Origin of the sequence: Escherichia marmotae (assembly GCF_002900365.1) — a bacterium.
Lineage (GTDB): Bacteria > Pseudomonadota > Gammaproteobacteria > Enterobacterales > Enterobacteriaceae > Escherichia > Escherichia marmotae.
The window spans coordinates 1,636,810-1,652,942 of sequence record NZ_CP025979.1 but is presented as its reverse complement, the minus strand read 5'-3'; the positions used below and the strand labels follow the sequence as shown (position 1 = coordinate 1,652,942).

Sequence of the window (16,133 nt, the reverse complement as noted above, 5' to 3'; positions counted from 1 at the left end):
GTGAATATTGAGTTGCAAATATGTCTTCATTTGCTGGCAAGATGAACGATACGATGAGAAAGCCCTCATATTGAGGGCTTGAAGTCACTGTGCAATAAACTGATATTCCGTCTGGCTGGAATACTCTTCGCCTGGGCGTAAGAAACAGTCCGGCTGCGGCCATTCAGGATGGTTCGGGCTGTCCGGCAAAAACTCGCTTTCCAGCGCCAGACCTTGCCAGTCGGCGTAAGGTTCTGTTCCCCGTGAGGGTGTGCCACCAAGGAAGTTGCCGGAGTAAAATTGCAAAGCCGGAGCGGTGGTGTAGACCTTAAGCTGCAATTTCTCATCTGCTGACCAGACATGCGCTGCCACTTTCTTGCCATCGCCTTTGGCCTGCAACAAGAACGCGTGATCGTAACCTTTCACTTTGCGCTGATCTTCGTCGGCAAGAAACTCACTGGCGATGATTTTGGCGCTGCGGAAATCAAAAGACGTACCGGCAACAGATTTCAGTCCGTCGTGCGGAATACCGCTTTCATCTACCGGCAGATATTCGTCAGCCAGAATCTGCAGCTTGTGATTACGCACGTCAGACTGTTCACCGTCGAGGTTGAAATAGACGTGGTTAGTCATATTCACCGGGCAAGGTTTATCAACCGTGGCGCGATAGGTGATAGAGATACGGTTATCATCGGTCAGACGATACTGCACCGTCGCGCCGAGATTACCCGGAAAGCCCTGATCGCCATCTTCTGAAGTCAGGGCAAACAGCACCTGACGATCGTTCTGATTTACAATCTGCCAGCGACGTTTATCGAATCCTTCCGGGCCGCCGTGTAGCTGGTTGACACCCTGACTTGGCAACAGCGTTACAGTTTCGTCGTCAAAGGTATAACGGCTATTGGCGATACGGTTGGCATAGCGACCAATAGAGGCCCCCAGAAATGCGGCCTGATCCTGATAGCATTCCGGGCTGGCACAGCCGAGCAGCGCCTCGCGGACGCTGCCATCGGAAAGCGGAATACGGGCGGAAAGTAAAGTTGCACCCCAGTCCATCAGCGTGACTACCATCCCTGCGTTGTTACGCAAAGTTAACAGTCGGTACGGCTGACCATCGGGTGCCAGTGCGGGAGTTTCATTCAGCACTGTCCTGCTCCTTGTGATGGTTTACACACGTAAAAAGTCTCTTTAATGCCTGTTTTTGCTTCATATTGTTCAGCAACAGCGTGCTGTACTGCAGGCACCAGTTCTTCCGGGATCAGCGCAACAATACAGCCGCCAAACCCACCACCGGTCATGCGCACGCCCCCTTTGTCGCCAATCACTGCTTTTACGATTTCTACCAGGGTATCAATTTGCGGTACGGTGATTTCGAAGTCATCGCGCATAGAGGCATGAGACTCCGCCATCAACTCACCCATACGTTTCAGGTCGCCTTGCTCCAGCGCGTTGGCAGCTTCAACGGTACGGGCGTTTTCGGTCAGAACGTGACGCACGCGTTTTGCGACGATCGGATCCAGTTCATGCGCTACGGCGTTGAACTCTTCAATGGTGACATCGCGCAGGGCTGGCTGTTGGAAGAAACGCGCACCGGTTTCACACTGTTCACGGCGGGTGTTGTATTCGCTGCCGACCAGAGTGCGTTTGAAGTTACTGTTGATAATCACCACCGCCACACCTTTCGGCATGGAAACAGCTTTAGTCCCCAGTGAGCGGCAGTCGAGCAATAATGCATGATCTTTCTTGCCCAGAGCGGAAATCAACTGATCCATGATCCCGCAGTTACAGCCCACAAACTGGTTTTCAGCTTCCTGACCGTTAAGCGCGATTTGTGCGCCGTCCAGCGGCAGATGGTAAAGCTGTTGCAATACAGTACCGACTGCGACTTCCAGCGAAGCGGAAGAACTTAACCCGGCACCCTGCGGCACGTTGCCGCTGATCACCATGTCCACGCCACCAAAGCTGTTATTGCGCAGTTGCAGATGTTTCACCACGCCACGGACATAGTTGGCCCATTGGTAGCTGTCATGCGCGACAATGGGCGCATCAAGGGAAAACTCGTCAATCTGATTTTCATAATCGGCAGCCATAACGCGTACTTTGCGATCATCACGCGGCGCACAGCTAATTACCGTTTGATAATCAATCGCGCAGGGCAGAACAAAACCATCGTTGTAGTCGGTGTGTTCGCCAATTAGATTCACGCGGCCAGGCGCCTGAATGGTATGAGTGGCAGGGTAGCCAAATGCGTTGGCAAACAGAGATTGTGTTTTTTCTTTCAGACTCATTTCTTACACTCCGGATTCGCGAAAATGGATATCGCTGACTGCACGCAAACGCTCTGCTGCCTGTTCTGCTGTCAGGTCTCGCTGGGTTTCTGCCAGCATTTCATAACCGACCATAAATTTACGCACGGTGGCAGAGCGTAACAGAGGTGGATAAAAGTGCGCGTGCAACTGCCAGTGTTGGTTCTCTTCGCCATTAAACGGCGCACCGTGCCAGCCCATCGAGTAAGGGAAGGAGCACTGGAAAAGATTGTCATAACGACTGGTCAGCTTTTTCAACGCCAGTGCCAGATCGCTGCGCTGGGCGTCGGTCAAATCGGTGATCCGCAGAACATGGGCTTTGGGCAGCAGCAACGTTTCGAACGGCCAGGCAGCCCAGTAAGGCACCACGGCTAACCAGTGTTCGGTTTCAACAACGGTACGGCTACCATCAGCCAGTTCACGCTGGACATAATCCACCAGCATGGGGGATTTCTGTTGGGCGAAATATTCTTTTTGCAGGCGGTCTTCGCGCTCAGCTTCGTTAGGCAGGAAGCTATTTGCCCAAATCTGTCCGTGCGGATGCGGGTTCGAGCAGCCCATTGCCGCCCCTTTGTTTTCAAACACCTGCACCCACGGGTACGTTTTTCCCAGCTCTGCGGTTTGTTCCTGCCAGGTTTTGACGATTTCCGTCAACGCGGCAACGCTTAACTCTGGCAGCGTTTTACTGTGATCCGGTGAAAAGCAGATCACCCGGCTGGTGCCACGTGCGCTCTGGCAACGCATCAGCGGATCGTTGCTTTCTGGTGCATCTGGCGTGTCAGACATCAATGCCGCAAAGTCATTGGTGAAAACGTAAGTCCCGGTGTAATCGGGGTTTTTATCGCCTGTAACCCGCACATTACCTGCGCAGAGGAAGCAATCAGGATCGTGCGCAGGCAACACCTGTTTAGCTGGCGTTTCCTGCGCCCCCTGCCAGGGGCGCTTTGCGCGATGCGGTGAAACCAGAATCCATTGCCCGGTGAGCGGGTTATAGCGGCGATGTGGATGATCAACGGGATTAAATTGCGTCATGGTCGTTCCTTAATCGGGATATCCCTGTGGATGGCGTGACTGCCAGTGCCAGGTGTCCTGCGCCATTTCATCGAGTGTGCGCGTTACGCGCCAGTTCAGTTCGCGGTCGGCTTTGCTGGCATCCGCCCAGTAGGCCGGGAGGTCGCCCGCACGGCGCGGTGCAAAATGATAGTTAACCGGCTTGCCGCAGGCTTTACTGAAGGCATTAACCACGTCCAGCACGCTGCTGCCTACGCCTGCACCGAGGTTGTAGATGTGTACGCCTGGCTTGTTCGCCAGTTTTTCCATCGCCACGACGTGACCGTCCGCCAGATCCATTACGTGGATGTAATCGCGAACACCAGTGCCATCTTCGGTCGGATAATCGTTACCAAAAATAGCCAGAGAGTCGCGACGGCCTACAGCAACCTGGGCGATATATGGCATCAGGTTATTCGGAATACCTTGCGGATCTTCGCCCATATCGCCCGACGGATGCGCACCAACCGGGTTGAAGTAGCGCAGCAGAGCAATGCTCCAGTCCGGCTGGGCTTTTTGCAGGTCGGTAAGGATCTGTTCCACCATCAGCTTGCTTTTGCCGTAAGGGCTTTGCGGTGTGCCGGTCGGGAAGCTCTCAACGTAAGGAATTTTGGGTTGATCGCCATAGACGGTGGCGGAGGAGCTGAAGATAAAGTTTTTGACGTTCGCGGCGCGCATGGCGCTAATCAGACGCAGGGTGCCATTGACGTTGTTATCGTAATATTCCAGCGGTTTTTGTACCGACTCGCCAACGGCTTTCAGCCCGGCGAAGTGGATCACGGTATCGATAGCGTGATCGTGCAGGATCTCGGTCATCAACGCTTCGTTGCGAATATCGCCTTCAACAAATGTCGGATGTTTGCCGCCTAAACGCTCGATAACAGGCAGTACGCTGCGCTTACTGTTACAGAGGTTATCAAGAATGATGACATCATGACCGTTTTGCAGTAATTGCACACAGGTATGACTTCCAATGTAACCGCTACCACCGGTAACCAGAACTCTCATAATTCGCTCCATCAGGCTTATGGTATGAAATAACCATAGCATAACAAAGATGCGAAAAGTGTGACATGGAATAAATTAGTGGAATCGTTTACACAAGAATTTAGCCATCTTTTATGTGCGATTAAGCGATTATAAAACAGAGAGTTGGTGAATGATTGCGTCTTTTATCTGAAAAAAGAGGTGTTTTCATGCCTGGATGTGTCTAACCGTAGGCCGGATTAGGCGTTTACGCCGCATCCGGCACAGTCAGCATTACAGACTTAGCTTATTTTTGTCAGCGCATAGCGATAGAGGTTGCCATCCGGCACGAACTCCAGCCGATGGGTAATACAGGCTGGTGCATCTTCAGCGTGGTGCGAAACAAACAACAACTGCGTTTCACCTTCGCTAATCAGTATATCCACAAAACGGCGGATAAGCTGGCGATTCAGCGGGTCAAGCCCTTGTAAAGGTTCATCGAGAATAAGCAATGTAGGATGCTTCACCAACGCCCGCACGATTAACGCCAGACGCTGCTGTCCCCAGGAAAGACTATGGAAGGGCGCGTCAGCGGTGCGTTTATCAATGCCGAGAATATCCAGCCACTGTTGCACCAGTTTTTTCTGGCGATCTGAAACGGCCTGATAAATGCCAATGGAATCAAAATAACCAGAAAGGATCACGTTGCGCACGGTAGTACTGACGCGGTAATCCAGATGCAAACTACTGCTGACGTAACCGATATGTTTTTTGATATCCCAGATGGTTTCACCGCTGCCGCGACGCCGTCCGAAAAGCGTCAAATCGTTGCTGTAACCTTGCGGATGATCGCCAGTAATCAGGCTTAATAACGTCGATTTTCCCGCGCCATTTGGCCCGACAATTTGCCAGTGTTCGCCAGGATTCACCTGCCAGCTAAGGTTGTTAAGAATAGGGCGATCGTTATAAGAAACCACGCCGTTGCTTAGTACAATTCGTGGTTCGCTGGCGGGTAAGGTGTGACGTGCTGAAGGCTCATCCGGCTCTGGTAGATGCACGCCATCAAGCCGCTCACTGTGTGCCAGTTGGGCGACGAGAGCCTGCCGGAGCAGTTCCTCTTTAGCGCCAGTTTCCGTTAATGTGCAATCCGCCAGCACACCGGCAAACTGGACAAATTCCGGGATCTCATCGAAGCGATTGAGTACCAATACCAGAGTAATCCCTGACTGATGTAACGAAGCGAGTAGTTCTGCCAGTTGCTGACGTGAGGCAACATCAAGACCATCGAACGGTTCATCTAAAATCAGCAAGTCAGGCTCCGACATCAGCGCCTGACACAAAAGGGTTTTGCGCGTTTCGCCAGTAGAAAGATATTTAAAACGTCGGTCGAGGAGAGCGGTAATGCTGAACTGTTGCGCCAGTTGAGCGCAACGCTGAGTATCCTTAACTTCATCCTGAATGATCTCTGCCGTGGTGCGCCCGGTGTCATCTTCGCCAGGGCTGAGCATATCGGTGTTATTACGCAGCCATTCATCGCTGACGAGCTTTTGCAATTGCTCGAAGGAGAGACGAGTGATGTGGGAAAACTGGCTTTGCCGTTCGCCTTTCAATAGCGGAAGTTCACCTGCCAGCGCGCGAGCCAGCGCCGACTTCCCGCTACCGTTAGAACCGACAAACGCCCAACTATCACCCGCGTTTAAATTTAGCTGATGCAATTGCAGCGTTTTTGTGTCGCTAAGACGAAACGTGCCTTGCAAAATTTGCAACGATGACATTTTGTATCCCATTTTGTGCAGCGATTACTGACAGGGATACGTGTTTCATAACAAATTGTCAACACGCTTAACACAGCGTGGCGATAATCACACTGTCGGCGTTAAAGTAAGCCGTGACATTTTGCCCTTGCTTAAAAGATGCGGCTTCATTTACCGGCACCGTGGCGCACAGGGTTTGCCCGTCTGGTAACGCCATTAATACTTCGCACTGTTCCGCGCCGCGCTCAATATGACTAATAATACCCGGTAATTGGTTGTCGGCACCCTGGGCCACCGTGTCATCCTGGGTAATGTTCACCCACGGCGCTTTCAGCAGAATCAACACTTCTTTGCCTTCATCCAGCCCCAGACGCGCGCCACTTTGCGCGGTAATTGCGACTTTTAACCGTGTTTTGCCGTCGGCCAGTAAGACATCAACATGCTGTTGAACGTCATCATGATCGCGTGCGGTGATGGTGCCGAACCATTGGTTACGGGCGCTGGTTTGCAGTGAGAAACGTGAGATAGCTGCCAGCAGGCTGTTCAGCGGCAGGGCGTCATCGTCACTTAACACATCAAAGGCTTTTTGCTGGATCTGGGCGAGAAGATCGTAAAGCTGAATCAGCCGCTGACCATAGCGGGTCAGTACCGCACCGCCGCCGCCTTTTCCACCCGTTGCACGCTCAACCAGCGTATGCTCACTTAACTGATTCATCTCGTTAATGGCATCCCAGGCGCTTTTATAGCTGATACCGGCATCTTTTGCCCCCTGGCTGATGGAACCGGAAAGCGCGATGTGCTTTAGTAGCGAAATGCGGCGTGGGTCGGCAAAGAGCTTTTGTTGAAGCTTAAGAGTGAGAAGGATTTCGGCCTGCATAACAATGTCCTGGCAAAAGTCTTATTGTGACGGAAAATGAGCGCCACGCAAAGCTGACCGCACAAAAGGGGAGTGCTTTTCTGTGCTTAGCGGTTAGAATAATGACAGGACTATATCTGGAGTTGACCATGTTAGAGTTATTAAAAAGTCTGGTATTCGCCGTAATCATGGTACCTGTCGTGATGGCCATCATCCTGGGTCTGATTTACGGTCTTGGTGAAGTATTCAACATCTTTTCTGGTGTTGGTAAAAAAGACCAGCCCGGACAAAATCATTGATTCCATGAATGCCCGCTCGGTCGGGCATTTTCTTTGTGTGCCGGGCATGTTCAGCAGCTCGGGGGTGAAAGTCCCCTGTCCAGCCTGATGGTGGCGAAGGACTAGCGAAGCGCAAGGGCGTCGTCGTGAGGCGGGGTCTGAAGGAAGCGTGAAGCAAATCCATGACCTGACGAACAGAAATCCGATACGAGGCCTACCCGGTTGGCGGAGCAAGCAAAGAATTGCGAAGGCCATAACCATCAAGAACCGGGGTGGTAAATCGGACAGGTGTGTGGTGAAGGCGGCTGAACTTACCCCGGGAGGCCTGTCCGTCGTTCTGTATCCAGAACTGAGCGTACCGTAAGGGGCGCTGACCGGCGGACAGGAGTCAGCAGAGGGCATAGTAGGGCATGACACCCGAAGGCCCGAACGGTAATGAGTGACGAGTATCAACGGAGGTTCTGAACGGTCATGCAGCAGAAAACGCATCGCGACCCTGAGGCCGGGGAACGGGGTGAAGCCCCGAACGCCGCCCTTCCGGGGGCTGAAACCGTGCAGGCACCGACGAACAGAGAAAGTCCGTCGTCAACAGTGTGGCTGATGGAAGCCATTTGTGAACCAGTCAATCTCAGGCAAGCCCTGAAAAGAGTTAAAGCCAACAAAGGTGCAGCGGGAGTCGATGGTATGCGCGTAAGCGAACTGCCGGACTACCTGAGGCACCACTGGCCAGAGCTGAAAGCGCAACTGCTGTCCGGCAGATACCGCCCATCTCCTGTGAGAAGAGTGTCCATACCGAAGCCCGGCGGCGGCGAACGTCTGCTGGGCATCCCGACGGTGGTGGATCGCTTCATCCAGCAGGCGATGATGCAGGTATTGCAGGCACAGTGGGATAGCTCGTTCAGCGACAACAGCTACGGGTTCCGTCCCGGTCGTTCGGCCCACCAGGCAGTGATACAAGCCCGGGAACATATCGGGGCCGGGTATCACTGGGTGGTCGACCTCGATCTGGAGAAGTTCTTCGACCGGGTAAATCACGATGTGCTGATGAGCCGGATAGAGAAACGAGTATCGGATAAACGGGTGTTGTCACTTATCCGCAGGTTCCTGAATGCAGGGGTGATGGACGCAGGTCTGGTAAGGCCGGTGACAGAAGGAACGCCGCAGGGCGGCCCACTGTCGCCGCTGCTATCGAACCTGCTGCTTGACGACCTCGACAAGGAACTGGAGAAACGTGGTCTGAAGTTCGTGCGGTACGCAGACGACTGTAATGTCTACGTGAAAAGCGAACGGGCAGGCAACCGGATCATGGCGGGGTTGACGCACTGGCTGAGCCATAAACTGAAGCTGAAGGTCAACGCGAAGAAGAGTGCTGTAGCACGCCCTGAAACGCGCAAGTTCCTTGGATACAGCTTCATAAGGGGGCGGAAGGTATGGTGCGTGGTATCGCCGGAGTCGATAAAACGGTTCAAAATGCGGATAAGAGCACTGACCGGACGCAACACAGGGAGAAGCCTTGAACAGCTAACTCAGCCGCTAAGACGATATCTGACGGGCTGGAAAAGTTACTACGGGCTGAACCAGAGGCCATCGCTGATGCGAGAGCTGAACGGATGGATAAGGCGCAGGCTGCGAAGCATACTCTGGAAACAGTGGAAAACGGGCCGCAACCGCTTCAGGGAGTTGCGCAGTCGAGGCGTAAGCAAGGACCTTGCGGCGCAAACAGCAGGAAGCTGCCATAAAGAGTGGCGGATAAGCTGTAGTCCGGCACTGAATATAGCACTCCCCAATAAGCTGTTCTCCAGACTGGGCCTGCCAGAAGTATAGGCAGGCGACGATCAACATAACCGAACCGCCGTATACGGCCCCGTACGTACGGTGGTGTGGGAGGAAGCTGATCGTGAGATCAGCTCCTATCCGAGCCTGTTTAAGATTCTGTGTAAATGCCTTTTCTCAGAAGTGACCGTCCAGGCGGTCACCGAACTCGATAATAAAGCGGCTCATTGCCATTCGCCAGTCCTTCAACGGCATCGTCCATTTCTGGGACGCAGACTGGATTGCCAGCCACACCACTTTTTTCACCGAGTCGTCTGTCGGGAACACTTTACGCTTTTTGAGCGCATGGCGGATCACGCTGTTTAGCGACTCGATGGCATTCGTCGTATAGATCACTTTGCGGATGTCCGTTGGATAAGCGAAGAACGTGGCAAGATTCGGCCAGTTAGCCTGCCAGCTTCGGCTTATCTGAGGATAGCGACAGTCCCAGGCCGCAGCGAACGCTTCCAGTGCCTGCTGGCCTGCCTCTTCCGTGGGAGCCTGATAAATCGCTTTCAGGTCGCGAGTGACGGCTTTGTAGTCCTTCCATGACACGAAGCGCAGGCTGTTGCGCACCATATGCACGATGCATAACTGGATGCGGGCCTTCGGATATACTGTGTTGATGGCATCCGGGAAGCCTTTCAGGCCATCCACACAGGCGATGAGGATATCGTTCAGACCGCGGTTTTTCAGTTCAGTCAGCACATTGAGCCAGAACTTCGCCCCTTCATTTTCGGCCAGCCACATACCCAGCAGTTCTTTCTGACCTTCGATATTGATGCCCAGTGCCAGGAACACCGATTTGTTGATGACGCGACTGTCCTGCCGAACTTTCAGGACGATACAGTCAAGATAAACAATGGGGTAAACAGCATCCAGTGGTCGGTTTTGCCATTCTACAACCTGCTCCATCACGGCATCGGTAACCTTTGATATCAGTGCCGGTGAAACATCTGCGTCATACAGTTCTTTGAACGCAGCAGCTATCTCACGGGTGGTCATCCCTTTGGCATACAACGAGAGGATCTGGTTATCCATCCCGGTAATACGGGTCTGATTTTTCTTTACCAGTTGTGGTTCGAAGGTACCGTCACGATCGCGCGGAGTACGCAGTTCCAGTGGACCGTCGCCTGTGATAACGGTCTTTGTGGAAAAACCGTTGCGGGAGTTAGCTCCTGGTCTGGACTGATTTTTCTCATACCCAGGATGGTGTGTCATCTCTGCATTGAGAGCGGCTTCAACGCTGAGCTTTTTCAGCAGCCGATCAAACTGACTGAGGTCTTCAGGGGTTTTGAGGTTTTTGGCCAGTTCGTTAGCCAGAGCCTGTAACTGTTTTTCGTCCATAAATTAACCTTCATTTGATGCTGGATTGAACATATCAAAATCAGGCAATTACACAAATCTATGTACAGGCTCTCCTATCCCGATTTCCTCAACTTCCTGCTTTTCCTGCCGATATTTTTTCTAACTACCTCTCAAAGGTTAACAATAACTGCTGGGAAAATTCTGAACTTGCCGTTATATTGACGCCTACATAACGTTAAATAAAGGGGTTACAAATGGCTCGTAAATGGTTAAACCTGTTTGCCGGGGCGGCGCTCTCTTTCACCGTTGCTGGCAACGCGTTGGCGGATGAAGGGAAAATCACGGTTTTTGCTGCAGCATCACTGACCAATGCGATGCAGGATATCGCCACACAGTATAAAAAAGAGAAGGGCGTGGATGTCGTTTCTTCTTTTGCCTCTTCTTCTACCTTAGCTCGTCAGATTGAAGCTGGCGCACCAGCGGATCTGTTTATTTCTGCCGATCAGAAATGGATGGATTATGCAATTGATAAAAAAGGGATTGATACCGCTACGCGTCAGACATTGCTCGGCAATAGCCTGGTCGTTGTAGCACCGAAAACCAGCGAGCAGAAAGAGTTCACCATCGATAGCAAAACTAACTGGACCACTTTACTGAATGGCGGTCGCCTGGCTGTTGGTGATCCGGAACATGTTCCGGCCGGCATTTATGCGAAAGAAGCTCTGCAAAAACTGGGCGCATGGGATACCCTCTCCCCGAAACTGGCTCCGGCAGAAGATGTTCGCGGGGCACTGGCGCTGGTTGAACGCAATGAAGCACCGCTGGGCATTGTTTACGGTTCTGACGCGGTTGCCAGCAAAGGGGTAAAAGTGGTTGCTACCTTCCCGGAAGATTCGCATAAAAAAGTGGAATATCCGGTTGCTGTCGTGAAAGGGCATAACAATGCGACAGTGAAAGCATTTTACGATTATCTGAAGGGACCGCAGGCAGCGGAAATCTTTAAACGTTACGGATTTACAACTAAGTAATGATACTGACCGATCCAGAATGGCAGGCAGTTTTATTAAGCCTGAAAGTTTCTTCCCTGGCTGTGCTGTTTAGCCTGCCGTTTGGGATCTTTTTTGCCTGGTTACTGGTGCGCTGCACGTTTCCGGGCAAAGCTCTGCTCGACAGTGTACTGCATCTACCTCTGGTGTTACCGCCAGTGGTCGTCGGTTACTTGCTGTTAGTTTCGATGGGGCGGCGCGGATTTATCGGTGAACGTCTGTATGACTGGTTTGGCATTACCTTCGCGTTTAGCTGGCGTGGCGCAGTCCTCGCTGCCGCAGTCATGTCTTTTCCACTGATGGTGCGGGCGATTCGTCTGGCGCTGGAAGGGGTTGATGTCAAACTGGAACAGGCCGCAAGAACGCTGGGGGCCGGGCGTTGGCGCGTTTTCTTTACTATTACGTTACCGCTGACGTTGCCGGGAATTATCGTCGGTACGGTACTGGCTTTCGCACGTTCGCTCGGTGAATTTGGCGCCACCATCACCTTTGTTTCGAACATTCCTGGCGAAACGCGAACCATTCCTTCTGCCATGTATACCCTGATCCAGACTCCTGGCGGCGAAAGCGGCGCGGCAAGACTTTGTATTATCTCTATTGCGCTGGCGATGATCTCCCTGCTGATCTCGGAATGGCTGGCCAGAATCAGTCGTGAACGGGCGGGGCGTTAATCATGCTGGAATTGAATTTTTCCCAGACTTTGGGCAACCATTGCCTGACCATTAATGAAAAGCTGCCAGCTAATGGCATCACCGCTATCTTTGGTGTTTCCGGTGCGGGAAAAACCTCGCTAATTAACGCTATCAGTGGGCTGACTCGTCCGCAAAAAGGGCGAATTGTCCTCAATGGTCGGGTATTAAATGATGCCGAAAAAGGTATCTGCCTGACGCCGGAAAAGCGTCGCGTTGGCTATGTTTTTCAGGATGCGCGGCTGTTTCCGCATTACAAAGTGCGTGGCAATCTGCGCTATGGCATGGCGAAAAGCATGGTCGATCAGTTCGACAAACTGGTGGCGCTTTTAGGTATTGAACCCTTGCTTGACCGCTTACCGGGCAGTCTTTCCGGGGGCGAAAAACAGCGCGTGGCGATTGGTCGGGCCTTGCTGACGGCTCCGGAATTACTGTTACTGGATGAACCGCTGGCGTCGCTGGATATTCCGCGTAAACGCGAACTGTTGCCTTATTTGCAACGTTTGACGCGGGAAATCAACATTCCAATGCTCTATGTCAGCCATTCACTGGATGAGATCCTTCATCTGGCAGACCGGGTTATGGTGCTGGAAAACGGTCAGGTGAAAGCCTTTGGTGCACTGGAAGACGTCTGGGGCAGTAGCGTGATGAATCCGTGGCTGCCGAAAGAGCAACAAAGCAGCATTCTGAAAGTGACGGTACTGGAGCATCACCCGCATTATGCGATGACCGCGCTGGCGCTGGGCGATCAGCATTTGTGGGTTAATAAGCTGGACGAACCGCTGCAAGCCGCGCTACGTATTCGCATTCAGGCATCCGATGTCTCTCTGGTTTTACAACCACCGCAGCAAACCAGCATCCGCAACGTGTTGCGCGCAAAAGTGGTCAACAGTTATGACGATAATGGTCAGGTGGAAGTCGAACTGGAAGTCGGCGGTAAAACGCTGTGGGCGCGTATTAGCCCGTGGGCCAGGGACGAACTGGCAATCAGACCGGGTCTGTGGCTGTACGCGCAAATTAAAAGTGTGTCGATAACTGCCTGATTAAATCAGGTGGCTATAAATGAACTGGGCAATGCTGTCAGTGGTATTGTCACCAATCACAATGTTGGCGCGAGCTTTTACCGCGTCATCAGCATTGCCCATTGCCACACCTGTGCCAGCAGCTTCCAGCATACTGATATCATTAAAGTTATCGCCAAATGCAATCACGTTTTCCATTGACCAGCCTTGTGCTTCAATCCATTTCGTCAGGCGTTTGCCTTTACTATTACCGCCGCGCGCAATATCAACCTGATCGTGCCAGGACCATTCACACTCCAACCCCAACTCGTGTTCAACATGTTTACCAAAATGCTGCAATTGCGGCAGATCATCGTGCGTCAGAGCGAATTTCCACACCGCATTAACTTCTTGCGCCGTCTCGGCCAGTGAGGCTACCTGGGTAAAAGTCGGACGTTGTTCCGGTGGCAGTGTCTGTGCCCAGTTAGAGGTACGAATAACATGCCCGGTCGGGTGCTCATAAACCATCGCATCATCCACATACATCAGACCGTGAATGTGGTGTTCATTCAACATCTCAATGAGTTGCAAGGCCTTGTTGACGGGCATTGGGTCAGCTTCCAACACAGTTTTTGCATGATAATCATACAAATAGGTGCCATTACAGCAAATAGCAGGTGTATCCAGCGCCAGTGCCTGATAAAAAGGGTGGATAGCGACGTGATGGCGACCCGTGACGATAATCAATTGATAGCCAGCCTCGCGAGCGCGGGCAAGTGCTTCTATTGATGAAGGAAGTAGGGTCTTTTTCGGGGTCAATAAGGTGCCGTCTAAGTCGAGAGCAATCACGCGTGTGGTCATGGCGTTTTCCAGATTAAGGTTAAGAATTTTCGTCTAAGTGAATGGTACACCGATACCACTATCGGACAAAATTCTGCGCTTTAATTCAGCATTCACCGCCAAAAGCGACTAATTTTAGCTGTTACAGTCAGTTGCTAAATGCAAAGGAGCATTCATGAAGCAAACCGTTTATATCGCCAGCCCTGAGAGTCAGCAAATTCACGTCTGGAACCTGAATCATGAAGGCGCACTGACGCTGACACAGGTTGTTGATGTCCCGGGGCAGGTGCAGCCGATGGTGGTCAGCCCGGATAAGCGTTATCTCTATGTTGGCGTTCGTCCGGAGTTTCGCGTACTGGCGTATCGCATTGCACCAGACGATGGCGCACTGACATTCGCCGCAGAGTCGGCGTTGCCGGGTAGCCCGACCCATATTTCCACCGATCATCAGGGACAATTTGTTTTTGTCGGCTCTTACAACGCAGGCAATGTAAGCGTAACGCGTCTGGAAGATGGCCTGCCAGTGGGCGTGGTCGATGTGGTTGAGGGACTGGACGGCTGCCATTCCGCCAATATTTCGCCGGATAACCGCACGCTGTGGGTTCCGGCATTAAAGCAGGATCGTATTTGCCTGTTTACGGTCAGCGATGACGGTCATCTGGTGGCGCAGGATCCGGCAGAAGTGACTACCGTCGAAGGTGCCGGCCCACGTCATATGGTGTTCCATCCAAACGAACAATATGCTTATTGTGTCAATGAGTTAAACAGCTCAGTTGATGTCTGGGAACTGAAAGATCCGCACGGCAATATCGAATGTGTACAGACCCTGGATATGATGCCGGAAAACTTTTCCGACACCCGTTGGGCGGCTGATATTCATATCACTCCGGATGGTCGACATTTATATGCTTGTGACCGTACCGCCAGCCTGATTACCGTCTTCAGCGTCTCGGAAGATGGCAGTGTGTTAAGTAAAGAGGGCTTCCAGCCAACTGAAACCCAGCCGCGCGGCTTTAACGTCGATCACAGCGGCAAGTACCTGATTGCTGCCGGACAAAAATCTCACCACATCTCAGTGTACGAAATTGTCGGTGAGCAGGGGCTGCTGCATGAAAAAGGTCGCTATGCGGTCGGACAGGGGCCAATGTGGGTAGTGGTGAACGCACACTAACCGTTGACTTACCCGGCGCTGAATCTATTGCGCCGGGCGTATTAACTCATCTCCTGTAACGCATGTCTCTGGCGTTCGACGATATTGGTCCACAAATTGTCTTTATCGTCAGTCCACAAATTAATCAGTAAGGCAAAAAAGCGTTCTGCCGCTGGAGAAAGTACGGCATCTTTGCGGCGAATAATCCCCAATGTCCGACGAATAACCGGTTCCACCAGCGGAATACCGATGATAGAAGAATAGGGCGCATGGGGCATTGCCAGACCAGGAAGCGCCGAAATCCCCAACCCCGCCTCAACCAGTCCTAATGACGTCGAAAGATGACGCACTTCGTAAAACCAGTCCAGCTTCCAGGGCTTGTCGGCCAGTTTTTGCTCAATCAGCAGTCGGTTGCCGCTGGAGGAGCGTACACCAATCATTTTGTAACCCGCCAGTTCCTGCCATTCCACTAGCTGCTTTTTGGCTAATGGATGGTCACGCCGACAGGCCAGCACGAACGGCTCGTTGACCAGTGGGGTAAAATCAATGGATGAATTTGTGATGTTGTTCATGTTTATGCCAAAGTCAGACTCGTTACATAGCACCGACTCCATGCAATTATTCGTGCCTTGTTCCAGAATCCGCACTTTAATATTGGGATATAGCTCATTAAATTTGCCGATCGCCAGCGGTAAAAAATAGAACACCGCGGTTGGAATACACGCTAATGTCACCATTCCTCGATGATGAGCATTCATGCCACGAATATTAAAAAGAGTTTCATCAAATTTATTTATTAATCCCCGAGCCTCTGGTAGCAGCATTTTTCCCGCTTTTGTTAAAGTAACCTTGCGAGTTGTACGCTCAAAGAGCTGGATATGTAAATCCTCTTCCATCTTTTTTATTCTGCGTGTTAATGCAGGTTGCGTAATATTAAGTAATTTAGCGGCGTTGTTAAATGAACTGGACTCTGCCAGCGTGACAAACGCCTTCATACTTGATAATTCATGCTTCATTACTACTCCGAAAAATGGAACCTGTGCTTTTTAGTAATTTACAGTTAAACAGTTTAACTGCAATTTAATTACTTAAATTAAT

At 51.8% G+C, this 16,133-nt stretch carries 15 protein-coding genes; 6 read left to right on the top strand and 9 right to left on the bottom strand.

The genetic code is table 11. The features are described 5' to 3' along the window. Nucleotides 1-84 precede the first annotated feature (84 nt). From galM to modE, 6 genes are all read right to left on the bottom strand, one after another. The gene (gene galM, locus C1192_RS08560) at nt 85-1,125 is read right to left on the bottom strand and encodes a galactose-1-epimerase (protein ID WP_000931379.1); all 1,041 of its coding nucleotides are present in this window, start codon (nt 1,123-1,125) and stop codon (nt 85-87) included. Continuing rightward, a complete protein-coding gene (gene galK / locus C1192_RS08555; protein WP_001516014.1) occupies nt 1,119-2,267 on the bottom strand; it encodes a galactokinase in 1,149 nt (382 codons plus the stop codon). Before galK ends, galM begins: the two co-directional genes overlap by 7 nt. 3 nt (nt 2,268-2,270) lie before the next feature. Beyond that, a complete protein-coding gene (gene galT, locus C1192_RS08550) occupies nt 2,271-3,317 on the bottom strand; it encodes a galactose-1-phosphate uridylyltransferase (protein ID WP_000191515.1) in 1,047 nt (348 codons plus the stop codon). Between the two features lie 9 nt (nt 3,318-3,326). Further along, a complete protein-coding gene (galE, locus tag C1192_RS08545) occupies nt 3,327-4,343 on the bottom strand; it encodes a UDP-glucose 4-epimerase GalE (protein ID WP_001265440.1) in 1,017 nt (338 codons plus the stop codon). A 260-nt stretch (nt 4,344-4,603) separates the two neighbouring features. Continuing rightward, the gene (gene modF / locus C1192_RS08540; protein ID WP_038355588.1) at nt 4,604-6,076 is read right to left on the bottom strand and encodes a molybdate ABC transporter ATP-binding protein ModF; all 1,473 of its coding nucleotides are present in this window, start codon (nt 6,074-6,076) and stop codon (nt 4,604-4,606) included. A gap of 67 nt (nt 6,077-6,143) precedes the next feature. Next, nucleotides 6,144-6,932, bottom strand: a complete 789-nt coding sequence (gene modE, locus C1192_RS08535) for a molybdenum-dependent transcriptional regulator (RefSeq protein WP_038355589.1) — start codon at nt 6,930-6,932, stop codon at nt 6,144-6,146. 128 nt (nt 6,933-7,060) lie between these two features. Here modE and acrZ point away from each other — a divergent pair, with 128 nt between their 5' ends. Together acrZ and ltrA are read left to right on the top strand one after the other, a co-directional pair. Further along, complete coding sequence (gene acrZ, locus C1192_RS08530; protein ID WP_000891515.1) at nt 7,061-7,210, top strand: multidrug efflux pump accessory protein AcrZ; 150 nt, start codon at nt 7,061-7,063, stop codon at nt 7,208-7,210. Between the two features lie 450 nt (nt 7,211-7,660). Next, nucleotides 7,661-9,013 carry a group II intron reverse transcriptase/maturase gene (ltrA, locus tag C1192_RS08525; RefSeq protein ID WP_103194782.1) on the top strand — a complete coding sequence of 451 codons (1,353 nt, stop codon included), beginning with the start codon at nt 7,661-7,663 and terminating at the stop codon, nt 9,011-9,013. Nucleotides 9,014-9,139: 126 nt separating this feature from the next. Here ltrA and C1192_RS08520 read toward each other — a convergent pair whose 3' ends face one another. Then, nucleotides 9,140-10,348 carry an IS256-like element IS1414 family transposase gene (locus tag C1192_RS08520; protein WP_103194764.1) on the bottom strand — a complete coding sequence of 403 codons (1,209 nt, stop codon included), beginning with the start codon at nt 10,346-10,348 and terminating at the stop codon, nt 9,140-9,142. 215 nt (nt 10,349-10,563) lie between these two features. Here C1192_RS08520 and modA point away from each other — a divergent pair, with 215 nt between their 5' ends. Genes modA through modC form a run of 3 tightly spaced genes read left to right on the top strand, consistent with a single transcriptional unit; the run spans nt 10,564 to nt 13,087 of the window. Further along, on the top strand, nt 10,564-11,337 hold the full coding sequence (gene modA, locus C1192_RS08515; RefSeq protein WP_038354543.1) for a molybdate ABC transporter substrate-binding protein: 774 nt from the start codon (nt 10,564-10,566) through the stop codon (nt 11,335-11,337). Continuing rightward, nucleotides 11,337-12,026 (top strand): molybdate ABC transporter permease subunit, encoded by a 690-nt coding sequence (gene modB, locus C1192_RS08510; RefSeq protein WP_000604034.1) that lies wholly within the window; start codon nt 11,337-11,339, stop codon nt 12,024-12,026. Before modA ends, modB begins: the two co-directional genes overlap by 1 nt. Nucleotides 12,027-12,028: 2 nt before the next feature. Then, entirely contained in the window at nt 12,029-13,087 is a 1,059-nt protein-coding gene (modC, locus tag C1192_RS08505; protein ID WP_000891658.1) for a molybdenum ABC transporter ATP-binding protein ModC, read from the top strand. Here the strand turns inward: modC and ybhA are convergent, their stop codons facing one another. Then, nucleotides 13,088-13,906, bottom strand: coding sequence for a bifunctional pyridoxal phosphate/fructose-1,6-bisphosphate phosphatase (ybhA, locus tag C1192_RS08500; RefSeq protein ID WP_000213424.1), 819 nt, complete (start codon nt 13,904-13,906; stop codon nt 13,088-13,090). A 154-nt stretch (nt 13,907-14,060) separates the two neighbouring features. Between ybhA and pgl the strand changes: the two genes are divergently transcribed. Beyond that, on the top strand, nt 14,061-15,056 hold the full coding sequence (pgl, locus tag C1192_RS08495; protein WP_000815435.1) for a 6-phosphogluconolactonase: 996 nt from the start codon (nt 14,061-14,063) through the stop codon (nt 15,054-15,056). A gap of 41 nt (nt 15,057-15,097) precedes the next feature. On the opposite strand, the gene C1192_RS08490 is transcribed toward pgl, so the two are convergent. Then, nucleotides 15,098-16,051: a LysR family transcriptional regulator gene (locus C1192_RS08490; RefSeq protein WP_001516019.1), complete on the bottom strand. Its 954-nt coding sequence runs from the start codon at nt 16,049-16,051 to the stop codon at nt 15,098-15,100. Nucleotides 16,052-16,133 lie beyond the last annotated feature (82 nt).